This window comes from Salegentibacter sp. 24 (assembly GCF_004362395.1).
Classification (GTDB): Bacteria; Bacteroidota; Bacteroidia; order Flavobacteriales; family Flavobacteriaceae; genus Salegentibacter.
Genome location: NZ_SNWE01000007.1, coordinates 164,109 through 183,065 on the forward strand (window position 1 = coordinate 164,109; position 18,957 = coordinate 183,065).

Annotated in this window: 18 protein-coding genes and 1 pseudogene; 5 read left to right on the forward strand and 14 right to left on the reverse strand. The window is 37.5% G+C overall.

Annotated elements, in window-relative coordinates; translation table 11 throughout:
• Positions 1 to 34: 34 nt before the first annotated feature.
• From DET49_RS07060 to DET49_RS07085, 6 genes are read right to left on the reverse strand one after another with little or no spacing between them, the layout of a single operon-like run.
• Entirely contained in the window at positions 35 to 1,300 is a 1,266-nt protein-coding gene (locus DET49_RS07060) for a DUF819 domain-containing protein (protein WP_133547395.1), read from the reverse strand.
• Positions 1,301 to 1,338: 38 nt separating this feature from the next.
• Complete coding sequence (locus tag DET49_RS07065; RefSeq protein ID WP_133547396.1) at positions 1,339 to 2,184, reverse strand: HAD family hydrolase; 846 nt, start codon at positions 2,182 to 2,184, stop codon at positions 1,339 to 1,341.
• Entirely contained in the window at positions 2,184 to 2,351 is a 168-nt protein-coding gene (locus DET49_RS07070) for an Arc family DNA binding domain-containing protein (protein WP_133547397.1), read from the reverse strand. The genes DET49_RS07065 and DET49_RS07070 overlap by 1 nt, the downstream gene beginning before the upstream one ends.
• A 1-nt stretch (position 2,352) precedes the next feature.
• The gene (locus DET49_RS07075; protein WP_133547398.1) at positions 2,353 to 3,294 is read right to left on the reverse strand and encodes an alpha/beta hydrolase family protein; all 942 of its coding nucleotides are present in this window, start codon (positions 3,292 to 3,294) and stop codon (positions 2,353 to 2,355) included.
• On the reverse strand, positions 3,291 to 3,761 hold the full coding sequence (locus tag DET49_RS07080) for a hypothetical protein (RefSeq protein WP_133547399.1): 471 nt from the start codon (positions 3,759 to 3,761) through the stop codon (positions 3,291 to 3,293). Before DET49_RS07080 ends, DET49_RS07075 begins: the two co-directional genes overlap by 4 nt.
• A gap of 4 nt (positions 3,762 to 3,765) precedes the next feature.
• On the reverse strand, positions 3,766 to 4,626 hold the full coding sequence (locus DET49_RS07085) for an SPFH domain-containing protein (RefSeq protein ID WP_133547400.1): 861 nt from the start codon (positions 4,624 to 4,626) through the stop codon (positions 3,766 to 3,768).
• A 160-nt stretch (positions 4,627 to 4,786) separates the two neighbouring features.
• Here DET49_RS07085 and DET49_RS07090 point away from each other — a divergent pair, with 160 nt between their 5' ends.
• A complete protein-coding gene (locus tag DET49_RS07090) occupies positions 4,787 to 5,566 on the forward strand; it encodes a S1/P1 nuclease (RefSeq protein WP_133547401.1) in 780 nt (259 codons plus the stop codon).
• 56 nt (positions 5,567 to 5,622) lie between these two features.
• Here DET49_RS07090 and DET49_RS07095 read toward each other — a convergent pair whose 3' ends face one another.
• The 3 genes from DET49_RS07095 to DET49_RS07105 form a co-directional block, all read right to left on the reverse strand.
• Complete coding sequence (locus DET49_RS07095) at positions 5,623 to 6,207, reverse strand: alpha-ketoglutarate-dependent dioxygenase AlkB family protein (RefSeq protein WP_133547402.1); 585 nt, start codon at positions 6,205 to 6,207, stop codon at positions 5,623 to 5,625.
• A 2-nt stretch (positions 6,208 to 6,209) separates the two neighbouring features.
• Positions 6,210 to 6,569: a MauE/DoxX family redox-associated membrane protein gene (locus DET49_RS07100; RefSeq protein WP_133547416.1), complete on the reverse strand. Its 360-nt coding sequence runs from the start codon at positions 6,567 to 6,569 to the stop codon at positions 6,210 to 6,212.
• Positions 6,570 to 6,925: 356 nt separating this feature from the next.
• Entirely contained in the window at positions 6,926 to 7,168 is a 243-nt protein-coding gene (locus DET49_RS07105) for a transposase (RefSeq protein ID WP_166636556.1), read from the reverse strand.
• Positions 7,169 to 7,346: 178 nt separating this feature from the next.
• Here DET49_RS07105 and DET49_RS07110 point away from each other — a divergent pair, with 178 nt between their 5' ends.
• Positions 7,347 to 8,720, forward strand: coding sequence for an ATP-binding protein (locus DET49_RS07110; RefSeq protein ID WP_133547404.1), 1,374 nt, complete (start codon positions 7,347 to 7,349; stop codon positions 8,718 to 8,720).
• Between the two features lie 617 nt (positions 8,721 to 9,337).
• Here DET49_RS07110 and DET49_RS07115 read toward each other — a convergent pair.
• The 3 genes and pseudogenes from DET49_RS07115 to DET49_RS07125 form a co-directional block, all read right to left on the reverse strand.
• Positions 9,338 to 9,649, reverse strand: coding sequence for a helix-turn-helix transcriptional regulator (locus DET49_RS07115; protein ID WP_133547417.1), 312 nt, complete (start codon positions 9,647 to 9,649; stop codon positions 9,338 to 9,340).
• 19 nt (positions 9,650 to 9,668) lie between these two features.
• Positions 9,669 to 9,941 (reverse strand): annotated as a pseudogene (locus DET49_RS07120) (type II toxin-antitoxin system RelE/ParE family toxin); the annotation flags it as partial.
• A gap of 197 nt (positions 9,942 to 10,138) precedes the next feature.
• Entirely contained in the window at positions 10,139 to 10,390 is a 252-nt protein-coding gene (locus tag DET49_RS07125; protein WP_133547405.1) for a hypothetical protein, read from the reverse strand.
• A 604-nt stretch (positions 10,391 to 10,994) separates the two neighbouring features.
• On the opposite strand from DET49_RS07125, the gene DET49_RS07130 reads away from it, so the two are divergent.
• Positions 10,995 to 13,208: a response regulator gene (locus DET49_RS07130; RefSeq protein WP_243729562.1), complete on the forward strand. Its 2,214-nt coding sequence runs from the start codon at positions 10,995 to 10,997 to the stop codon at positions 13,206 to 13,208.
• A 556-nt stretch (positions 13,209 to 13,764) separates the two neighbouring features.
• Here the strand turns inward: DET49_RS07130 and DET49_RS07135 are convergent.
• Positions 13,765 to 14,385, reverse strand: a complete 621-nt coding sequence (locus tag DET49_RS07135; RefSeq protein WP_133547407.1) for an SOS response-associated peptidase — start codon at positions 14,383 to 14,385, stop codon at positions 13,765 to 13,767.
• Between the two features lie 434 nt (positions 14,386 to 14,819).
• A complete protein-coding gene (htpG, locus tag DET49_RS07140; protein WP_133547408.1) occupies positions 14,820 to 16,706 on the reverse strand; it encodes a molecular chaperone HtpG in 1,887 nt (628 codons plus the stop codon).
• Between the two features lie 226 nt (positions 16,707 to 16,932).
• Here htpG and DET49_RS07145 point away from each other — a divergent pair, with 226 nt between their 5' ends.
• Positions 16,933 to 17,607, forward strand: coding sequence for a TetR family transcriptional regulator C-terminal domain-containing protein (locus DET49_RS07145; protein WP_133547409.1), 675 nt, complete (start codon positions 16,933 to 16,935; stop codon positions 17,605 to 17,607).
• Positions 17,608 to 17,628: 21 nt separating this feature from the next.
• Positions 17,629 to 18,810, forward strand: a complete 1,182-nt coding sequence (locus DET49_RS07150) for an ABC1 kinase family protein (protein WP_133547410.1) — start codon at positions 17,629 to 17,631, stop codon at positions 18,808 to 18,810.
• The last annotated feature ends 147 nt before the right edge of the window (positions 18,811 to 18,957 follow it).

Sequence of the window (18,957 nt, forward strand, 5' to 3'; positions counted from 1 at the left end):
AGGCGGCAAATATCTTATAATTTTCTATTTTATACTAACTCCCGGTGGCCATTTGCATTAAAATAGTGGTAAGGATGGCGCCATAGGTTCCTACTACATAGCCAAAAACTGCAAGTAATACCCCTACAGTGGCCAGAGATGGATGAAAGGCTGCAGCAACTACCGGCGCTGAGGCGGCGCCACCAACGTTTGCCTGGCTTCCAACAGCCAGGAAAAAGTAGGGCGCTTTAATAATTTTAGCGGTTGCAAAAAGGAAAATCACGTGAATAGCCATCCATATAAGTCCAATCCCAATTAAACCCGGGTTGTCGAAAACCATACCCAGGTCCATTTTCATCCCTATTGTCGCTACAAGAATGTAGATAAAAATACTTCCCAGTTTGCTGGCTCCAGCGCCTTCGTAAGTTTTGAATTTAGTAAAAGAAAGACCTATTCCAATGGCTGTCGCTATGGTGATCATCCAAAAGAAGGAGGAGGAGAAAGAGGAAAGCGCGCTTTTACTATCGTTGAAGACCTCAAAATTTGTAGATAAATATACCGAGATCTCATCTGCTCCCCAATGAGCAATTCCAACGCTTACAAAAGCCAGGGCAAGCATGATAATAAAGTCCGGTAGTGTAGGATTTCTGGTGACACTATCGGCGTATTTAGATACTTTATTTTTAAGTTCGGTAATTGCAGAATTATCCGCCTTTAGCCATTTATCAATTTTTTCCGATTTCCCTATTCCCATTAATAACCCGGCCATAAGCAGGTTGGCCACTACTATATCCACCAGTACCATCCCGCCGTATAATTCCGGGTTGTATTCATATATTTCCAACATGGCTGCCTGATTGGCGCCTCCGCCTATCCAGCTTCCGGCAATGGTAGAAAGGCCACGCCAAATGGCATCAGGGCCCACCCCGCCTACAGTTTCAGGAGAAATAGCTGAAACTATAATTAATGCCAGGGGCCCGCCGATAATAATTCCAACTGTACCGGCGAAAAACATGATGAGCGCTTTTGGCCCAAGGTTGAAAATGGCTTTCAGGTCTATGCTTAGGGTCATCAGTACCAGGGCAGCGGGTAATAAAAACCTACTGGCCACAAAATAAAGCTGGGAAGTGCTGTCATCGATTAATCCAAGGGAATTAAAGATCGCCGGAAGTAAATAACACATCAAAAGTGCAGGTACTATCCCGTAGAATTTTTGCCAAAAACCTTCTTTTTTGGAAGAGGTGTAAAAGACAAAGCCCAGCGCGAGCATTAAAAGTCCAAAAACTATAGCATCATTGGTGAAAACCGGTGTATCTTCCATATAGAAATATTATAAGCGGCGCCAAAATACAATTTTTCTTAAACTCCTCTTAAAGAATCGTTGGAATCCTCAAACTGGATTTTAAATAATTCTTTTAGGCTATTGGCCACCCCGTCTTCCGTTCCACTCTGGGTCACAATATTGGCAACTTCCAGGACCTCTTTCCTTGCATTCCCTACGGCAACACCCATTCCTACGCCTTTGATCATTTCTACATCATTATAATTATCTCCAAAGGCAATAGTTTGTTCCGGAGTTAGATCATAATGATTTTTCAATAGATATTTAATCGCGGTAAGCTTGGAGATCTCTTTATTGGCTATTTCGAGGTAAGTCGGTTTAGAGCGATATAAATGAAGTTGTTCCGGAAAATTTTGTGATAAATAATCCTTGATAGCATCAATATGTGCTTCATCTCCCATCGCCATAATTTTGTGCGCACCCTTGTTATCTTTTTTCCATTTAGAAATCACTTCCTGGTTGGCCATTAACCCAGGTTTTACTTTCGTATTGTTTTCTTCCCTGGCAGCCCACTTATCGTATTGGGGTACAAACCACTGGTCCCCGTGATAAAGGCTCAAATGGCATTTCATATTTTTATTGAAATCGGCAAGGCTTTCAACCGTATTTAATGGGATTTCAGTAGAACTTACCGCTTCTCCATTTACCAGTATCAATCCGCCATTGTAGCAGATTATAGGTTGCTCATCAATGTCGAGGTCGGCCTGAAGGTGCCGCATGGCGGCAGGCATCCTGGCAGAAATAAGCACAAAAGGAAACTGGTCCTTTAATTTTTTGATAGTTGAAATTGTAGCGGGAGACAATTGGCGGTCGTGGTTTAATAAAGTTCCGTCAATGTCTGTAAAAATGATCTTGTATGGCATTATTCTTCTTTTTTATTCCTTGGATGTCGGTTTGCTTCTTTTAGGGCTTTGTTCAGCATCCACTCGATCTGCCCATTGGTGCTCCTGAATTCATCAGCAGCCCATTTTTCAATGGCCTTCAGCATCTTCTCATCGACTCTTAGGGCGAATGCTTTTTTATTACTCATTTTATTTAATTTCCAGGTTTTTAATAAAATCGCTTAGCACCGGAATTAATTCAGGATGAAGTGGCTTCTCAGGATTGCTGTAACTGGCCAGGTTAAGGTTTTTTTCTTCTTCCCTTATCTCCCTGAACACATGGTTCATATCCTCAAGCAAAACCAATTTTGAACCAGCGGCGGCCTGGTGGAGCATTTTAGCTTGTTCTTCCTTAACCTGGAGATCTCTTGTCCCCTGAACTATTAAAACAGGTATTTCAAGCTTTGAAATTTCCTGTACGGGATCATATTGCATCCAGTTAGCCAGAAATGCCTGGTTCTGCGGATGAAAAATAGATTGGAAGAGTTTTGGATAATTTTCTGTTGCTCCAGCTTTTTTCAACTCTTTAAAACTCTCTTTTAAATCATTTTCAAATTGAGGAAATTGTGCTGTAAGTTGTTCGACCAGAATATGATCAATACTATTTCCAGGACCGGCAAGGGAAATAAAAGCATCGGCATTGGCTTTTGCTGCCAGCATTCCAATTAAAGATCCCTGGCTGTGGCCAGCAACAATGAGCTTACTAAAGTTTCCTTCTTTTTTGAAATAACTGAGGATTTGCGATACATCAGTTACAAAATCATCAAATAGAATTGTGTCTAGTTTTAGTTCTTTTACTTTAAGACTGCGCTTGTCGAACCTGAAGCTGGCGATTTTATTTTCAGCCAACTGGTATGCGATTTTTTTTGCATAATCACTTTTTAACGGACCCTGATTCCCATTACGATCGGTCTGGCCCGAACCCTGTATGAAAATAACCAGGGGAGGATTTACTGCACCTGCTGGTTTAACAAGGTTTCCCTCAATAAAACGATTAATTTGAAGACTGTCTTGTAGGATCTTATTTTGCTGAGCCACTAGCACAGGATGTATACAAAGAAAGCTTAGGAAAAGGAAAAATAAGTTTTTCATAACCTGTATCTCTTGATTACTAATTGAGCTTCATTGGATTTTTGTGTGCCGATCAAAAACCTGCCCTTAGAGTTAACTAACTGAATTCCCTGGTTTCCTGAGACATTGTAAGCCTTTGTTTTTCCATGGCCTCTGATACCCCAGCCGCCGTATTCCTGCACCGGTTTATATTTTCTAACAGAGATCTTTTGCAGATCCTTCCAAAGGAATTCTTTTTCTAAAAAATGGAAAGGCTCCCACCAGGTTTTTATGCCTCGTTGATCTATTCTGGTATGAAGGCTCAGGTTAAAAAGTATTATCAAAAAAATTAGACATAAAAGAGCTAGAGTTGATTCTTTGGAAATAAGGCTAGTCTTGCTTTCCAGAAAATCATCAATTAGTAAAACCAATGTAATGGCCAGGCAGGATATTCCGATCAGGAGCATCCACCATTGCCTAAAACCTTGTTTTTCTTTAAAAACCCTCATTTTATTAATGATTTAAAGTCCCGGCATTGACCACCGGTGTGACATCTTTATCGCTACAAAGCACCACCATTAAGTTGCTTACCATAGCAGCCCGTCTTTCCGCATCCAAATCCACAAGTTCTTTGTCCTTTAGCTGGTGCAGGGCCATTTCCACCATACTCACTGCGCCTTCCACAATTTTATGACGCGCGGCCACTATTGCCGTAGCCTGCTGGCGTTTTAACATAGCGCTGGCAATTTCATTGGCATAGGCCAGGTAACCAATGCGGGCTTCCAGTACTTCGATTCCCGCAATATTTAAGCGTTCTTCAAGTTCCTCTTCCAGGGCATCACTGACTTCGTTCACGCTGGAACGTAGGGTAATATCCTCATCTAAACCTTCATCTGCAAAATTATCATAAGGATAGAGACTGGCAAGTTTTCTGACCGCCGCATCGGTTTGTACAACCACAAAGTTTTCAAAATTATTGACGTCAAAAGATGCCTTGTAGGTATCCAGTACACGCCAAACCAAAATAGTACTTATCATTACCGGGTTTCCGAGCTTATCATTGACCTTTAAGCGTTCACTATCAAAATTTCGTGCCCGCAGCGAGATTTTCTTTTTGGTATAAAAAGGATTTACCCAAAAGAGGCCGTTTTGTTTTACAGTGCCCCTGTAATCTCCGAAAAGCAGTAAAACCCTGGATTCATTTGGGTTCACCAGGATTAGCCCTGAAAGTAAAAATAGGGCAATAAGGATCCCGGCAATAAACCAGGGGTTTTTCATTATAGAGAAGCCTATGATACTTCCGAAGAATAAAATTAAAAAAACAAACAGCATTATATAACCGTTTGAAGCCTTGAGTTCTTTTTCCTGATCCATGATATTTTAAATTGGTTGATATTAAAATGATATCATAAATATATTGTATTAATTTAAGACTGGGGAAAATTTAACATTTAAAAAATACAAGCTTCGTTATATTTGCAAAAATTCTTAGGAAGAGCCTATCGAGACTCTTTAATAAAAAATCAACATTGATATGAAAAAATTCCTGATTCTTGTTATAATATTAATCAGTGCAAACAGTTTTGCAAATGACAATGACTGGGGTAAAACCGGTCATCGTGCTACTGCAGAAATAGCAGAGGAATATCTTACTGAAAAGGCGAAAAAAGCCATTGACAGGATCTTAAACGGACAGGGTCTGGCCTTTGTCGCTAATTATGCCGATGATATAAAGAGTGATCCGGATTTTAGAGAATACGGCCCCTGGCATTATGTAAATTTAGCTGAGGGCGAAACTGAATATGACAAGGCAACCGCGAATCCGAAGGGAGATCTTTACCAGGCGATCTTGAAATGCATAGAAGTGTTGAAGAATGAAGATGCACCTGCGGATAAAAAAGAGTTTTACCTTAAAATGTTAGTACATTTTGTAGGTGACCTTCATCAGCCTTTTCACGTAGGAAGAGCAGCAGACAAAGGAGGAAATGACATCCAGGTGCGTTGGTATAATCAGGGCTCTAACCTTCACCGCGTTTGGGACAGCCAAATGATAGATTCCTATCAAATGAGCTATACTGAGCTTGCGGAGAATACTAGAGAACTGACCCGGGCACAGATTAAGGCAATAGAAGAAGGAGCAGTTATAGACTGGGTTTATGAATCAGGGGAGATGGCAGACGAACTTTACGATTCCGTAGAAATAGGGGAGAAGTTGGGTTATGAATATATGTACCACCACTTGCCTACTGTACTAAAACAATTGCAAAAAGGCGGAATTCGTTTGGCTAAAATACTCAATGAAATTTACGGCTAAACCTTAGCCTATTAAATTACAAAAACCATTGCGGATAACTGTTCACAATGGTTTTTTTATTGAATTTTTCTAAAGGTAAGATTGATCCTTGGTGTCACTTCACGTTTGGTTTTTGGAAGTTGATGTTTCCAGAAATGCTGCATACGGCCTTGCATAATTAGCAGGCTTCCATGTTGGAGCTCAATGGTTTTTTTAAGATGTTTATCTTTCTTATGTTTAAGTTGGAAGCTGCGCACCGCCCCTAGACTTAAAGAGGCGATTACCGGGTTTTTGCCCAAAGCCTTTTCATTATCAGCATGCCAGCCCATACTATCACTTCCATCCCGGTAAAGATTGGCCAGGCAGGTATTAAAATCAAACCCTGAAATTTTTTCGATTTGCTGCTTCAGGCTTAATGTTTCTGCTGAGAATTCTTCTGGGTTTAGTTGCAGTCCGGAGTAGGCATAGGAAATTCCTTTTTCCGCGAAAAAAGCCGTTAAGCGCGGCTGTGGGATTTCTTTGCCGAAGAGTTTGATGTTTTGTTGTTCCCACGGGGTTTCTTTGAGGAATTTTTCGAATAAAAAATCCGCCCGCTGAGGCTGCAAGAAAACTGGAAAATAATGCAACTTCGCATCTGGTAAACTAAAAATTTCAGGTTCCATCGTTAAAATTTTAAATAATACCAGGCCCAGTACATAAGGAAAAACTGGAGCGGGATTCTTAATATCAAAGCCCATTTCGGTATTCCCGCAGCTGCTTTTTCGGAAGAGAGCATGTAGAAATGCACCAGTAAAAAAACCACTAACATTAAAATTATTCCGTAGATGGCCAGATTTTTTGTTTCAGGAGAAAATAAGAGGAAACCAAGAAAAATTTCTGCCAGGCCGCTTAAAAAAACCAGGAGTTTATGACCCGGTAGATAACGCGGCATAATGCGCATGTACATTTTGGGTTTGATAAAGTGGATGGTTCCGGCTACGATATACATCGTGCCCATCAGATAAAGGTGCCAGGGATATTGCATCATTTAAAGATAAAAATACATTAGTGTCCGGTTAAAATACGATTTCTAATAAAAGCAACCAATAGCTCTACTAAAAGCGTTGTTTTTCTTTTAGATCCCATAGCAAGGGTACCACAAAATAGGACTAATTGTTTATCTGGTGGTTTTGTAGTGAGTTCCTTCTATTTTTGTTTGGACCTTCAAGAAACTTGATGTAGGCGATATAAGTCATCAGATGAATCGTATCATCGATACCATTTTGGAATATGCCTATTTTCTTTTTGTTTTTCATTGTAATACAAGCATAAACAGCTGTATGATGAGCCCGCACCAGATTTGAATTTCAAGGGCATTTTGATTGTCACCAAGAGAATACTTTAGCGGAAATTTCTGTTTGAGCCTTTTAAAGAGGTCTCTATCTGCCATCTGTGTTTATAGATGGAAGCTATTTTGTCTGGCTCTAATTCGAAATGATTGTTAAGGAACTCCAATACTTTTTCTTTTTCACTGTCCCAATAAGCAATGCGCCTTAGCTCGATGGTGGTTTCTTTTTTTTGGACGCTGATGCGTTCATCCTTCAGCACGTCATCACTTGTGGTATCGAATAGGTCGAATTCCACTATACAATTGTAAATGTTTATCGTAGGTTGCTAAAAGAACATAAATGATAATATTTTTTTATGAGCAGGTCAAACATGTAGTTAATTTACCCTTATTTTATTGCAATATTTATCGTAATAAACCCTTATTTTGTAACAAATTTATTTTATTTTTACCCTTATTTTGTAACAAAATAATATGAACTTCGAAAGACATATCAGTGGACATCTGAAAAAGTGGAAAGAAAATAAGGATAGGAAGCCTTTAGTAATAAGAGGAGCAAGACAAGTTGGTAAAACCACTTTAGTAAATGATTTTGCAAAAAATTATAAGAACTCTATATTTTTAAATTTAGAGAAAGCGGCAGACAGGAGGGTATTTGAAGAATACGATGACGTGGAAACTATAGTGGAGGCTCTATTTTTGATTAATAATATACCTACCAAGGACATACATGATACCCTCTTATTCATAGATGAAATTCAGGAATTGCCCAAAGCTATCCAGTTATTGCGTTATTTTTACGAAGATAAGCCGGAATTGCATGTTATTGCAGCAGGTTCCTTACTGGAATTTGCTATAAAAAATGTAAAAAGTTTTCCCGTAGGTCGCATTGAATATTTATATCTCTACCCTGTGAATTTTGCCGAATATTTAAAAGCTTTAGAACATGAAACAGCATTTGAGCAACTAAATACTATTCCAATAAGGCCTTATGCCCATACTACTCTGATGGATCTATTTCACAGATATTCTATCATTGGTGGTATGCCAGAAATAGTCAAAGCCGATTTAAAATCTAAAAGTTTGGCCGACTTGCCTAAGGTCTATGAAAGTATTTGGAGTACTTATAGAAACGATGTGGAAAAATATACTTCGAATGCTACAGAAAGAAGGGTTATAAAACATATAATGGAAGTGGCTCATTTATACGTAGATGAACGTATCAAATTTCAGAATTTTGGAAATTCCAACTTTAGGTCAAGAGAAGTTGGTGAGGCTATGCGAAATTTAGACGATGCCAAAATAATTCAGCTTATCTATCCTACCACAGATACAGAGAATCCCGTAAAATCAAATTTAAAAAAGTCACCTAGGCTTCAGTTTCTGGATACGGGATTGATAAATCACGCTCTTGGAATTCAGGCGAAAATGTTGGGAATGGAAGATCTAAGCAACTCTTTTAAAGGAGCTATAATTCCACATTTAATTACCCAGGAGTTAATTTCATTAAATACCATAACAAATGCAAAACCAAACTTTTGGGTAAGGGAGAAAAACCAGGCATCTTCTGAAGTTGATTTGGTATATGCTTATGAAAACAAAGTGATTCCCATAGAAATAAAATCTGGAGCAAAAGGTACTTTAAAATCCTTACATCAATTTACAATAAGGGCAAACCATCCTTATACCATAAGAATATACGGAGGTAGCTTTAAAATTGAAGAAGATAAAACCCTGGACGGAACTCCTTATTTATTGATGAATCTACCTTATTTCCTAGGTACTCAACTTCCTAAATATATCGAATACTTTGTGAAAAATTATAGCTTAACTCAGGAATTAAAGTAGCAATTCGCTTGCTGCATCCAATACTGAGCTCTCCAATTCTTTCAAGTAAGCCGGGGTAATAGTTAGGTTTTGATGTCCTAGTGAGTCGCTTATAATACTTGTCACTATTATGATGCGATACTGTCCGGGTAATTATTGAGGGGGGAGCAATTTTAATAGTTGCTTAATAATGGGCTGTCCGCTAAAGTTATTACTTTTGGTCCTGTATCTGGTTATGTGGTAAAAACAAGGTGCATAATAAGCGGAAAATCCTTTTTTAGGAAATCCCGCTTTTAAGATCTTTACCAGACACTACTGGAATGTAATATTGAGTATCGCGATTATAGGATTAATAGCTTCAACATAGTAATTATTGCGCTAAACGTAAATAAAATTGATAGATGGATTAAAAATTTACAATCTTAATAATTAAACTAATAGCTAATAACTTTAAAATTTATAAAAAATGTTATCCAATCATAAAATACTAAAAGTAATAGGTTTAATAGCAGTCATTATTTTTCATAATCTTATCTTTAGATTTCGGTATTGAGGGAGCACTTGATGGTTGGAATAATCCAATATAAATAAATGTTTATGAATAGTCGCCACTTTATATAATTGAATAGTACTTTTCTTTATGTTAAGTTCAGATTTTGATTGAGCAGTTCAACATTAAAATTAATTTTTGCGTTCAATGCCTTAAAAACTTTTAGAATAGTTTCAAATCGAGCGTCGGTCAAATGGTTTTCGATTTTTGAAATCTGTGCTTTTTGTACACCGACCAATTCGCCAAGTTGAGCCTGTGTCAAGTTCCTTTCTTTTCGAGCTTGTTTGATGGCGTTTCCGATTAGGTCTAGCCGAAGTTCGTTTTCAAATTCGTCTCTTTTTGGCGTTCCTTTTTCTCCGATATATTTATCGGTCAATTCATCCAAACTGTAAGTTTTCATTCCTTTATTTTCCATCTCGTTATTTTTTAGCCTCAAAATATTGTTTCATTATCCGTTCTGTTTTTTCAATTTCATTTTTGGGTGTCTTGGCTGTTTTTTTCTCGATTCCGTGAGTTGATATTACAACCGTTTCGGTTTTATCTGTCTTATCCCAAAAAGCAAAAAGTCGATATTTGGTTTTATTGTGAGGAGTCCGAAATTCCCAAACATTATTATTCAATTTTTTGAAAAGTTCGTTGTCATTAACAATTTGAGCTATTCGCAAATTATAAATAATTTTTTCACGTGCCTTTTCATTGAGTCCGTTTTAAAACTCATTCACTTCCTCCAGCAATTCGACCTTAAATTTCTGATTCATTCGGCTATTTATTTTTACAAACATAAATGTTTCTTATTTAGGAAACAATTTTAATTTGAAGACGAATTTTGGCATTACTCACAACGCTTACGGTTGTCGCAAACAAAGGGTCTCTTCGAATAAGGTTAATTTTAGAAACCAAGATAGAAAATCCTTAATCCGACAAGTTCGCGTCCTACTCCCGCAACTTGCGATAGTGTACCGAGCAAACAATGACCGGCAATAAATAGTAATTGTGAACTATAATTAAGATGGTAGAACCGACCTACCAATGTTGTCTTATAGGAGAAGGCATTAAACCACCTTTCTTCTTTGCGTCGATGGGGGTTACTACCAACTCCTTTTAAAATATCACTAAATAAGCTTATTATAGTGGAATCCACGATCTTTAAGTGCTTTACAGGTAAAGACAGCGGACTGCTGTCCGATAAAAATGAACGATATGTACTAATTATGGCATAGTAGATACTTGAAAAGACTTCGCTACTACGATTCTTATTAGCATCAGACAAGGTGCTTGGTTGTGGAGAATGTTTGAGGTTTAAATGTCCTACTGGCCTTTCGCAGGCCAATAATATCGTAGATAATTCCCGCAAAGAGTTACCACCGCTCAAAGTGGCATAGAGCATCGTAACTAAATGATCCTATGTTTTGAAACGCTTATAATACTTGTCTCAATGATGATGAGATACTGTCCGGGTAATTATTGAGGGGGAAGCAATGTTGCTTAAAAATGTGCTGTCCGCTAAAGTTATTACTTTTTTCCTGTATTTGGTTTTGTGGTAAAAACAAGATACAAAATAAGCGGAAAATCCTTTTTTAGGAAATTCCGCTTTTAAAATCTTCACAAGACACTACTGATAAAAATATATTTATAGGGCGGGCTTATTTTTTACAATATTAACCGCAGAAAGCTGAAAACCTTGTGTAATTCACTTAAATACAGTAATTTTCAGTCCCATTCTACAACTTAATATTATTGTTATATTGAAACATCATTACCTGCTATTTATTTTTTGTGTCATAAGTTTAAATTCGCTTTTCTCGCAAAATGGCGAACCTGTTTCTATTGATAGCCTCGAGCGTTTATCCGATCTTGCATCGGATTATATTGTAAATTATAATTATAAAGACGGGGTAGAAAATGCCTATCTCCTGCTTGAACTTGCCGAAGATGCGGATGAGGAATATTATAAATTTCACGCTCACAACTATTTGGGTACCGCCTATAACGAGTTAAAGGATACTCTAAGAGCTAAGAAAAATTACCTTAAGGCCCTGGATTATGCCCGTGAACTAAAGAATGATACCCTGTTAATATATATCTACAATAACCTGGGTAATATTTATTCGGAAGAAAAAGGAAATGAAGAGAAAGGAATTGATTATTACAATAAAGTAATTGACCTGGCCGATTCTTTGGGTATTGAAAATGAAAAGCTAACCCCCACGGTTAATATTGCCTGGACTTATATAGATGGTAAGAAGTATGATCGGGCGTACCCCTTCCTTAAAAAATCATTAAAACTTATTGAGAACGAGGAAAATAATATCGCCCGGTCCCAGCTGTATATGTTGCTAGGGAGATACCATCAAAAAACTCAAAATCTGGATTCGGCTGAATATTACTTTAAAGAAGGGCTGTATCTTGCTGAAAAGGATAGTTTGATCCTCCCGGCTGCCCTTATCAGTAAAGATTACGCCAATATGCTTTTTTCCACTGGAAATTTTGAAGATGCATATAAGAGCCTTTTAAAGTATGACAAGTATAATGCTCAGCTTTTTGAAAATGAAAAGTTGGCGCAAATACAAAGTGCCAATGCCCGGTTTGATGTCAATGAATATCGCCGAAACCTCGAAATCTCGAAAAAAGAGCAGGCCTACCAGGATGAGTTAATTGAAAAGTCTACCGAGAAGATCCTGATTATGGTAGTGGCTTCACTGATCCTGATTATCATTCTTCTGATCTTAAATAAAATAAACCAGGATAGAAAAAAACTCATTAACGAGCTTAAAGAGCGAAACAATCAGTTAAGGGATTCCAGGGATAATGCCGAGCGGCTCTCCAGGTTAAAAACCGAGTTTTTGTCTACGGTCAGTCACGAGCTAAGGACCCCGCTATACGGGGTTGTGGGACTAACTTCCTTATTGTTAGATGACAAAACCCTTAAAAAACATGAAAATGATCTGAAATCATTAAAATTTTCAGCCGATTATCTTTTAGCACTGATCAATGATGTGTTACAAATGAACAAAATGGAATCTAATCAGGTAAAACTGGAGAATATTTCCTTTAATTTGGAGGAACTGGTGCTGAGTATCGTGAATACTTTTGAGTTTACCCGCCTTCAGAATAAAAACAAAATGCATTACCATATCGACCATAAGATCCCGGTAAACCTTATCGGAGATCCTGTGAGGTTATCCCAGGTCCTGATGAACCTGGTAGGAAATGCCGTGAAATTTACGGAAAATGGAAATATTCATATAAATATAGAACTGCAAGACAGGGTGGAAGATAGGGCAGTAATTTATTTTGAAGTAAAGGATGATGGAATTGGTATTCCCGTAAGTAAACAAAAAATGATTTTTGAGGAGTTTTCCCAGCTTAAATCTTCCAATTATAATTACCAGGGAACCGGCTTGGGCTTGCCGATTGTAAAACGATTGCTGGAACTCTTTAACTCCCAAATTCACTTAAAGAGTAAAGAGGGTGAGGGCTCTGTTTTCTGTTTTAGTTTGAGTTTAAAGGAAGACCAGGCTCCTGCTCAGAGTGCCGGGTTTGCACATGAGGTTTACTTAGACAACCTGAAGGAATCGCAAAAAATACTGGTAGTAGATGATAATCGGATTAACCAGGTGGTCACAAGAAGGATTCTGGAAAAGCAGAACTTTACCTGCGTGGTGGCGGAAAATGGAGTGGAAGCCATTGAACGGGTAACGGCTGAAAATTTTGATCTTATATTAATGGATCTAAATATGCCTGGCATCAATGGGATGGAAACAACCCGGCGCATTAGAGTATTCAATAAACATGTCCCCATAGTTGCCCTGACCGCGGTAGAAATAGAAGAGGTCAGGAATGAAATCCACGAGGCGGGCATGAACGATATTATTGTAAAACCCTACGATGTAGAACGATTCTATCAAATAATAAAACGCAACCTAAGCCAGAATATTGAAGCAAGCACTAAAAATTAAAGTAAAGACTGCCAGAATTTTAATTTGTTATAATCGGTAAGTTAACTTTACTTTTCCTTTTGTTGCTTTATAAGGATCCAAGGTTATATATTTTTTAGACTCGCCATAATAATCTAACCTTATTTCTTCTTCAAAATCACCTATGAAATAATAATCTCCATTTGAATCTTGAGTCCTGTTCGAACTTATGTTTAAGCGAATTGTATCATTTGAATTACCTTTAATTTTTGTGTAGAAAACGGAGTAGTGCTTATCAGGAAGAGGTATAAGGCTGTCAACAAATGGTTCGTTGAAATTTTCAATGGTTGCTTTTTTACTGTCCGGAGAATTTCCGCACGAGTTCAACAATATCAAAAGGGTCAGTAACTTCAGGTATTTTTTTTCATACTTATATAGATAAAATTGAATATTTCTGTAAGTATTAACTACAACTTACCGTTAAATGCAATATTAGATTTATTTGCTAATAAACCTAGTGTATTTTTAATACTAATGAAATTCTCTTTTCTTATTTATTCAGAACCTGAAATTTTAAAAACCCCACATTACTTTATAGTTATACTACCGCACTTGCTATCAAAGGTACTTCGTAAGGAAAGGCAAATTTCTGGTGGTCGGTTCCTGTTAGCCAGGATTGGTGATCCTGTTTTTTCAGAACTACCGGCATTCTTTTTTTATTGTTATGGATTTCAGCCATGAGTTCATTGGCTTCTGTTGTTACAATAGCATAGGAGTTAATGGATTCATTGGTTTCCGGGTTAATCCAGGTGGAGTAGATTCCTGCAAAAGCAAAAATTTCCTGGCCAGTAGGGGTAATTAAGTACTTCTGTTTATCTTTTCCTTTTGTATCTTTCCACTGCCACTCGTAATAGCCATCTGCGATAATTAAACAGCGCTTTTTTACTGAATTCCTAAAAGCAGGTTTCTCTGATATGGTCTCGATCTTGGCATTCAGGGTCATTTTTTTGATGTTATCATCCTTCGCCCAGAATGGTATAAGTCCCCAATTGAACATCTGGATCTCACCCTGGTTCTCATCTGAAATCACCGGGGTTTTTGAGAACGTAAAAGCGTTTATTTCTAACTGGGGTTTATAGGAATCTGGTTCAATAAACCTTGCATCCAGGCTGCGTTCGATTTCGCTAAGTCTGGAATTTAATTTGGTACGGTAGCACATTGCCTTAATATTTAGTCTTTCCAATGTACTAAAAGCAATCAGTACGTACAATATTAGGAGAGGTACCTAAGAAAAACATTAATACAGCTTAAACATAATTCAGGAAGATGTTTTTGTATTTGTTCATAAAAATTAACTGTTTACGAATCATGAACGAAAGTGAAACATGAACAAATGGAAGGAGCTCGTTTATACTTTAAAGAACCTGGAAGGACCAAGGCATATTTAAGCAAAATATGAAATTTCTAATAATTTGGATGGGAACCTTATTTTTCATTTTGCTATCAGCAACGAGGCTTTAAGGACGGTAAAGAAGGGATGATACAATAATTCAATAGTTATCTATAAAATAAAAAGGCCTGAAAAGTATTTATATCACCGCTTTGATGATATAGACTTTTCAGGCCTATTTTATTATTTCCGTTTGGTGAAAATTATTTTACCATATCAAAACTACGTTTTACGAAATTGGTGAGCTCTTCACCTTTAAGCAGGTTTTGAGATAATCTCGCAAGGTCCAGAGAATGCTTGATCAAGCGTTCTTGTTTCTTCTCAGTTTTGGTGTTTAAAATTTCGGAAATTAAGGGATGGTTGGTGTTTACCACTAAATTATACATTTCCGGCATATTGCCCATTCCAAACATTCCCCCGCCACCGGTTTGTTGCATTTCCTTCATTCGGCGCATAAACTCCGGTTGGGTAATTAATAAAGGTGCGGCATCGCTGTCCATTGCTTCCAGTTGAACGGTATATTTTTCCTTCGGGATGACTTTTTCAAAATCTCCTTTTAATTTCTCTTTTTCTTCTTCAGAAAGTTTGGAGATTTTCTCTTCGTCCTTTTTGATAAGGTTGTCTACCTGATCTGAATCCACCCGCACAAAAGTGATTTTCTCTTTCTCGCTTTCCATTTTTTGAAGCAGGTGAGAAATAATAGGAGAATCTAATAGCAATACTTTATATCCTTTGGCCTTGGCTGCTTGAATATAACTGTGTTGTTCGTCATTATTGGAAGCATACAACACAACCAGGTTTCCGTCTTTATCGGTTTGGTTATCCTTAATTTTATCCTGGAGTTCCTCAAAAGTGAAATATTCGTTCTCTACCGTAGGATATAGTGCGAATTTCTGGGCTTTTTCGAAGAATTTATCTTCAGAGAGCATACCGTATTCAATAACGATCTTAATATCGTTCCATTTCTGCTCAAAATCCTCTCGGTTGTTATTGAAAAGTGATTTCAGTTTATCAGCTACCTTACGGGTAATGTAGCTGGAGATCTTTTTAACAGCACCATCTGCCTGGAGGTAAGAACGAGAAACGTTTAAAGGAATATCCGGAGAATCTATTACCCCGCGTAACATGGTTAAGAATTCAGGAACAATTCCTTCCACATTGTCGGTTACATAAACCTGGTTCTGGTAAAGCTGAATTTTATCCTTTTGAATATTCATATCCTTTGTCATCTTTGGGAAATAAAGGATCCCGGTAAGATTAAAAGGATAATCTACATTAAGGTGAATATGGAATAAAGGTTCCTCGAATTGCATGGGGTACAACTCGCGGTAAAAACTTTTGTAATCTTTATCCTCTAACTCGGTAGGCTGCTTTGTCCAGGCCGGTTCAGGATTATTGATAATATTATCAACGGTTTTAGTTTCTGCTTCGGCATCTTCTGGCGCGTCTTCCGGAAGTGGCAGGGTCTCTTCTTTGGTTCCAAATTTAATTGGGATCGGCATAAACTTATTATACTTAACCAATAGTTCCTGGATCCTGTTTTCTTCCAAAAACTCCTGGTCCTCTTCGTTTATATGAAGGATGATCTCAGTACCACGCTCTTTTTTGTCAGAATCTCCAAGGGTGAATTCTGTTGTTCCTTCACAAACCCAATGTGCAGCAGGTTCATCTTTATAAGATTTGGTAATGATTTCCACTTTATTGGCTACCATAAAGGCAGAGTAGAACCCAAGGCCAAAATGACCAATAATTCCACTGTCCTTGGCAGAATCTTTATATTTTTCTAAAAATTCTTCAGCACCAGAGAAGGCTACTTCGTTGATATACTTCTCAACTTCTTCTTTGGTCATCCCAACTCCCTGGTCTATTACATGGAGTTTCTTTCCTTCCTTGTCCACTTTAACCTCAATTACCGGGTTGCCGTATGCTACATCGGTCTCTCCAATATCGGTTAAGTGCTTTAATTTTAAAGTCGCATCTGTTGCGTTCGAAATCAATTCTCTTAGAAAGATTTCGTGATCACTGTAAAGGAATTTCTTTATCAGTGGGAAAATGTTCTCTACGGAGACATTAATTTTTCCGGTTGCCATATATTTTCGTTTTTAATACTATTTATTGTTGTTTACCTAACAGTCAAAAAAAATACCATTAAAACTCCGCTGACAAACTGGCATAACTTGTAATGATTCGAGCAGTATCCCGTCTAAACTTCTGAATTTCAAATTTAATAGCCGAGATATTTTTAACAAACATTTTGTTTAATATTATGAATTTAAACTTAAACAAAACACTATCTTTGGAAAAGAAATAAAAGTTATGGCGACCACAGGTAATAAAAAAACAACGACTAAAAAGGTACTGGATAAGGATAAGCTCATCGCGATGTATATGGACTATGTATTGGAGCAGGAGCATCGACCTAAAACCGTATATAAGTTTTGTAAAGCGAATAAAATTAAGGAAGAGGAATTTTATAATTTCTTCGGAAGTTTCGAAGGATTGCAAAAAGGAATTTGGGAGCGTTTTTACGAGCATACGATTAATGTCATCAATAAAAGCCCTGAATTTGACAGTTTTTCCAATCGAGAAAAAATGCTCACCTTTTATTACACTTTCTTTGAAATGCTTACAGCAAATCGGAGTTATGTTTTATTCTCCCTACGGGAACACGAGAGTCAATTAAAAAACCTTCAGCAATTAAAAGGCTTAAGGAAAAAAGTGAAATCTTTTGCGAGAGACCTCATACAGGATGGAAATTCCGATAAAGCAATAAAAGCATTGCAACAATCGGAGGCTGTGTTTTCTGAAGCAGCTTGGGTACAACTAATGTTTTTGATCAAATTCTGGATGGATGATAATTCCCCGCAATTTGAAAGTACCGATGTGGCTATAGAAAAATCGGTGAATACGGTCTTTGACGTGTTCGATAATACCCCGCTGGAACGGGTGATTGATCTAGGTAAATTCCTATGGAAAGAAAAAATGGCTTAATAAAGTCTACCCCAAACTACAATGAAAACGATAGATAAGATCCCCACGGGCAAAATTGGACGAACTTCTAAACTGGTGCAAACCGGGGTGAAATTAGGAGGCAATTACCTAAAATATTACAGCAAAAGAGCTTTCAATTCAGAGCTTACCCGCGATGAGTTGGACCAGAGCAATGCCGATGATATTTATGACAGCCTTAAAAGCTTAAAAGGAAGCGCCTTAAAAGTAGCTCAGATGCTTTCAATGGAAAAAAGTCTTTTGCCAAGTGCTTATGTGGAGAAATTCAGCCTTGCACAATTCAGTGTACCGCCACTCTCTGCACCCCTGGTAAGGAAGACCTTTAAAAAATATAACGGAGCTTACCCTGAAGAACTTTACGATAAATTTGCAACTGAATCAGTGAATGCGGCCAGTATAGGCCAGGTTCATAAGGCCGAGAAAGATGGGAAAAAACTTGCTGTGAAAATTCAATATCCCGGCGTTGCAGATAGTATAAGTTCTGACCTGGCGATGGTTAAACCAATTGCCACCAGAATGTTTAATCTTCAGGGTAAAGATTCCGCAAAATACTTCAAAGAAGTGGAAGGGAAGTTATTGGAAGAAACCGATTATATCCTGGAAGTAAAGCAGAGCAAGGAAATTTCTGAGGCCTGCGCACATATTCCAAATCTTAAGTTTCCCAGGTATTATCAGGACTTATCCAGTGAGCGAATCATCACGATGGATTGGATGGATGGAAAGCATTTAAGTGAATTTGCCAAGGAGAATAGAGATCAGGAGAAAGCTAATAAAGTGGGACAGGCACTTTGGGATTTTTATATGTTTCAAATGCATGGACTTAAAGAAGTTCACGCCGATCCCCACCCGGGAAATTTTCTTATAGATAAAGAAGCGAACCTGATCGCCATTGATTTTGGTTGTATCAAACAGGTGCCCGATGATTTTTATGTGCCGTATTTTGAATTGGCAAAAAAAGAAAATATCAATAATCCTGAATTTTTCAATGAAAAATTATTTGAACTGGAAATATTGAGAGAGGACGATTCTGAAAGGGAAATCAAGTATTTTTCAGAATTATTTTACCAGATGTTGAATTTATTTACCAGTCCCTTTCACCAGGAAACTTTTGATTTCGCGGATGAAACATTCTGGAATTCAATAACGGCTCTTAGTGAAAAATATAGTAACCTGAGTTCGACGTAAGAAAAGTAGTTTTTTAGCATGAAAAAAGCAGAAATATGGTTATATTTAAGTGTCTGAAAACCAAAATACTAACCTAATTTCTGCTTATGATTTCTACTGATAAAATTACTGAAATTTTCTGTTCTATCGATGACTTTTGTAAAGTTT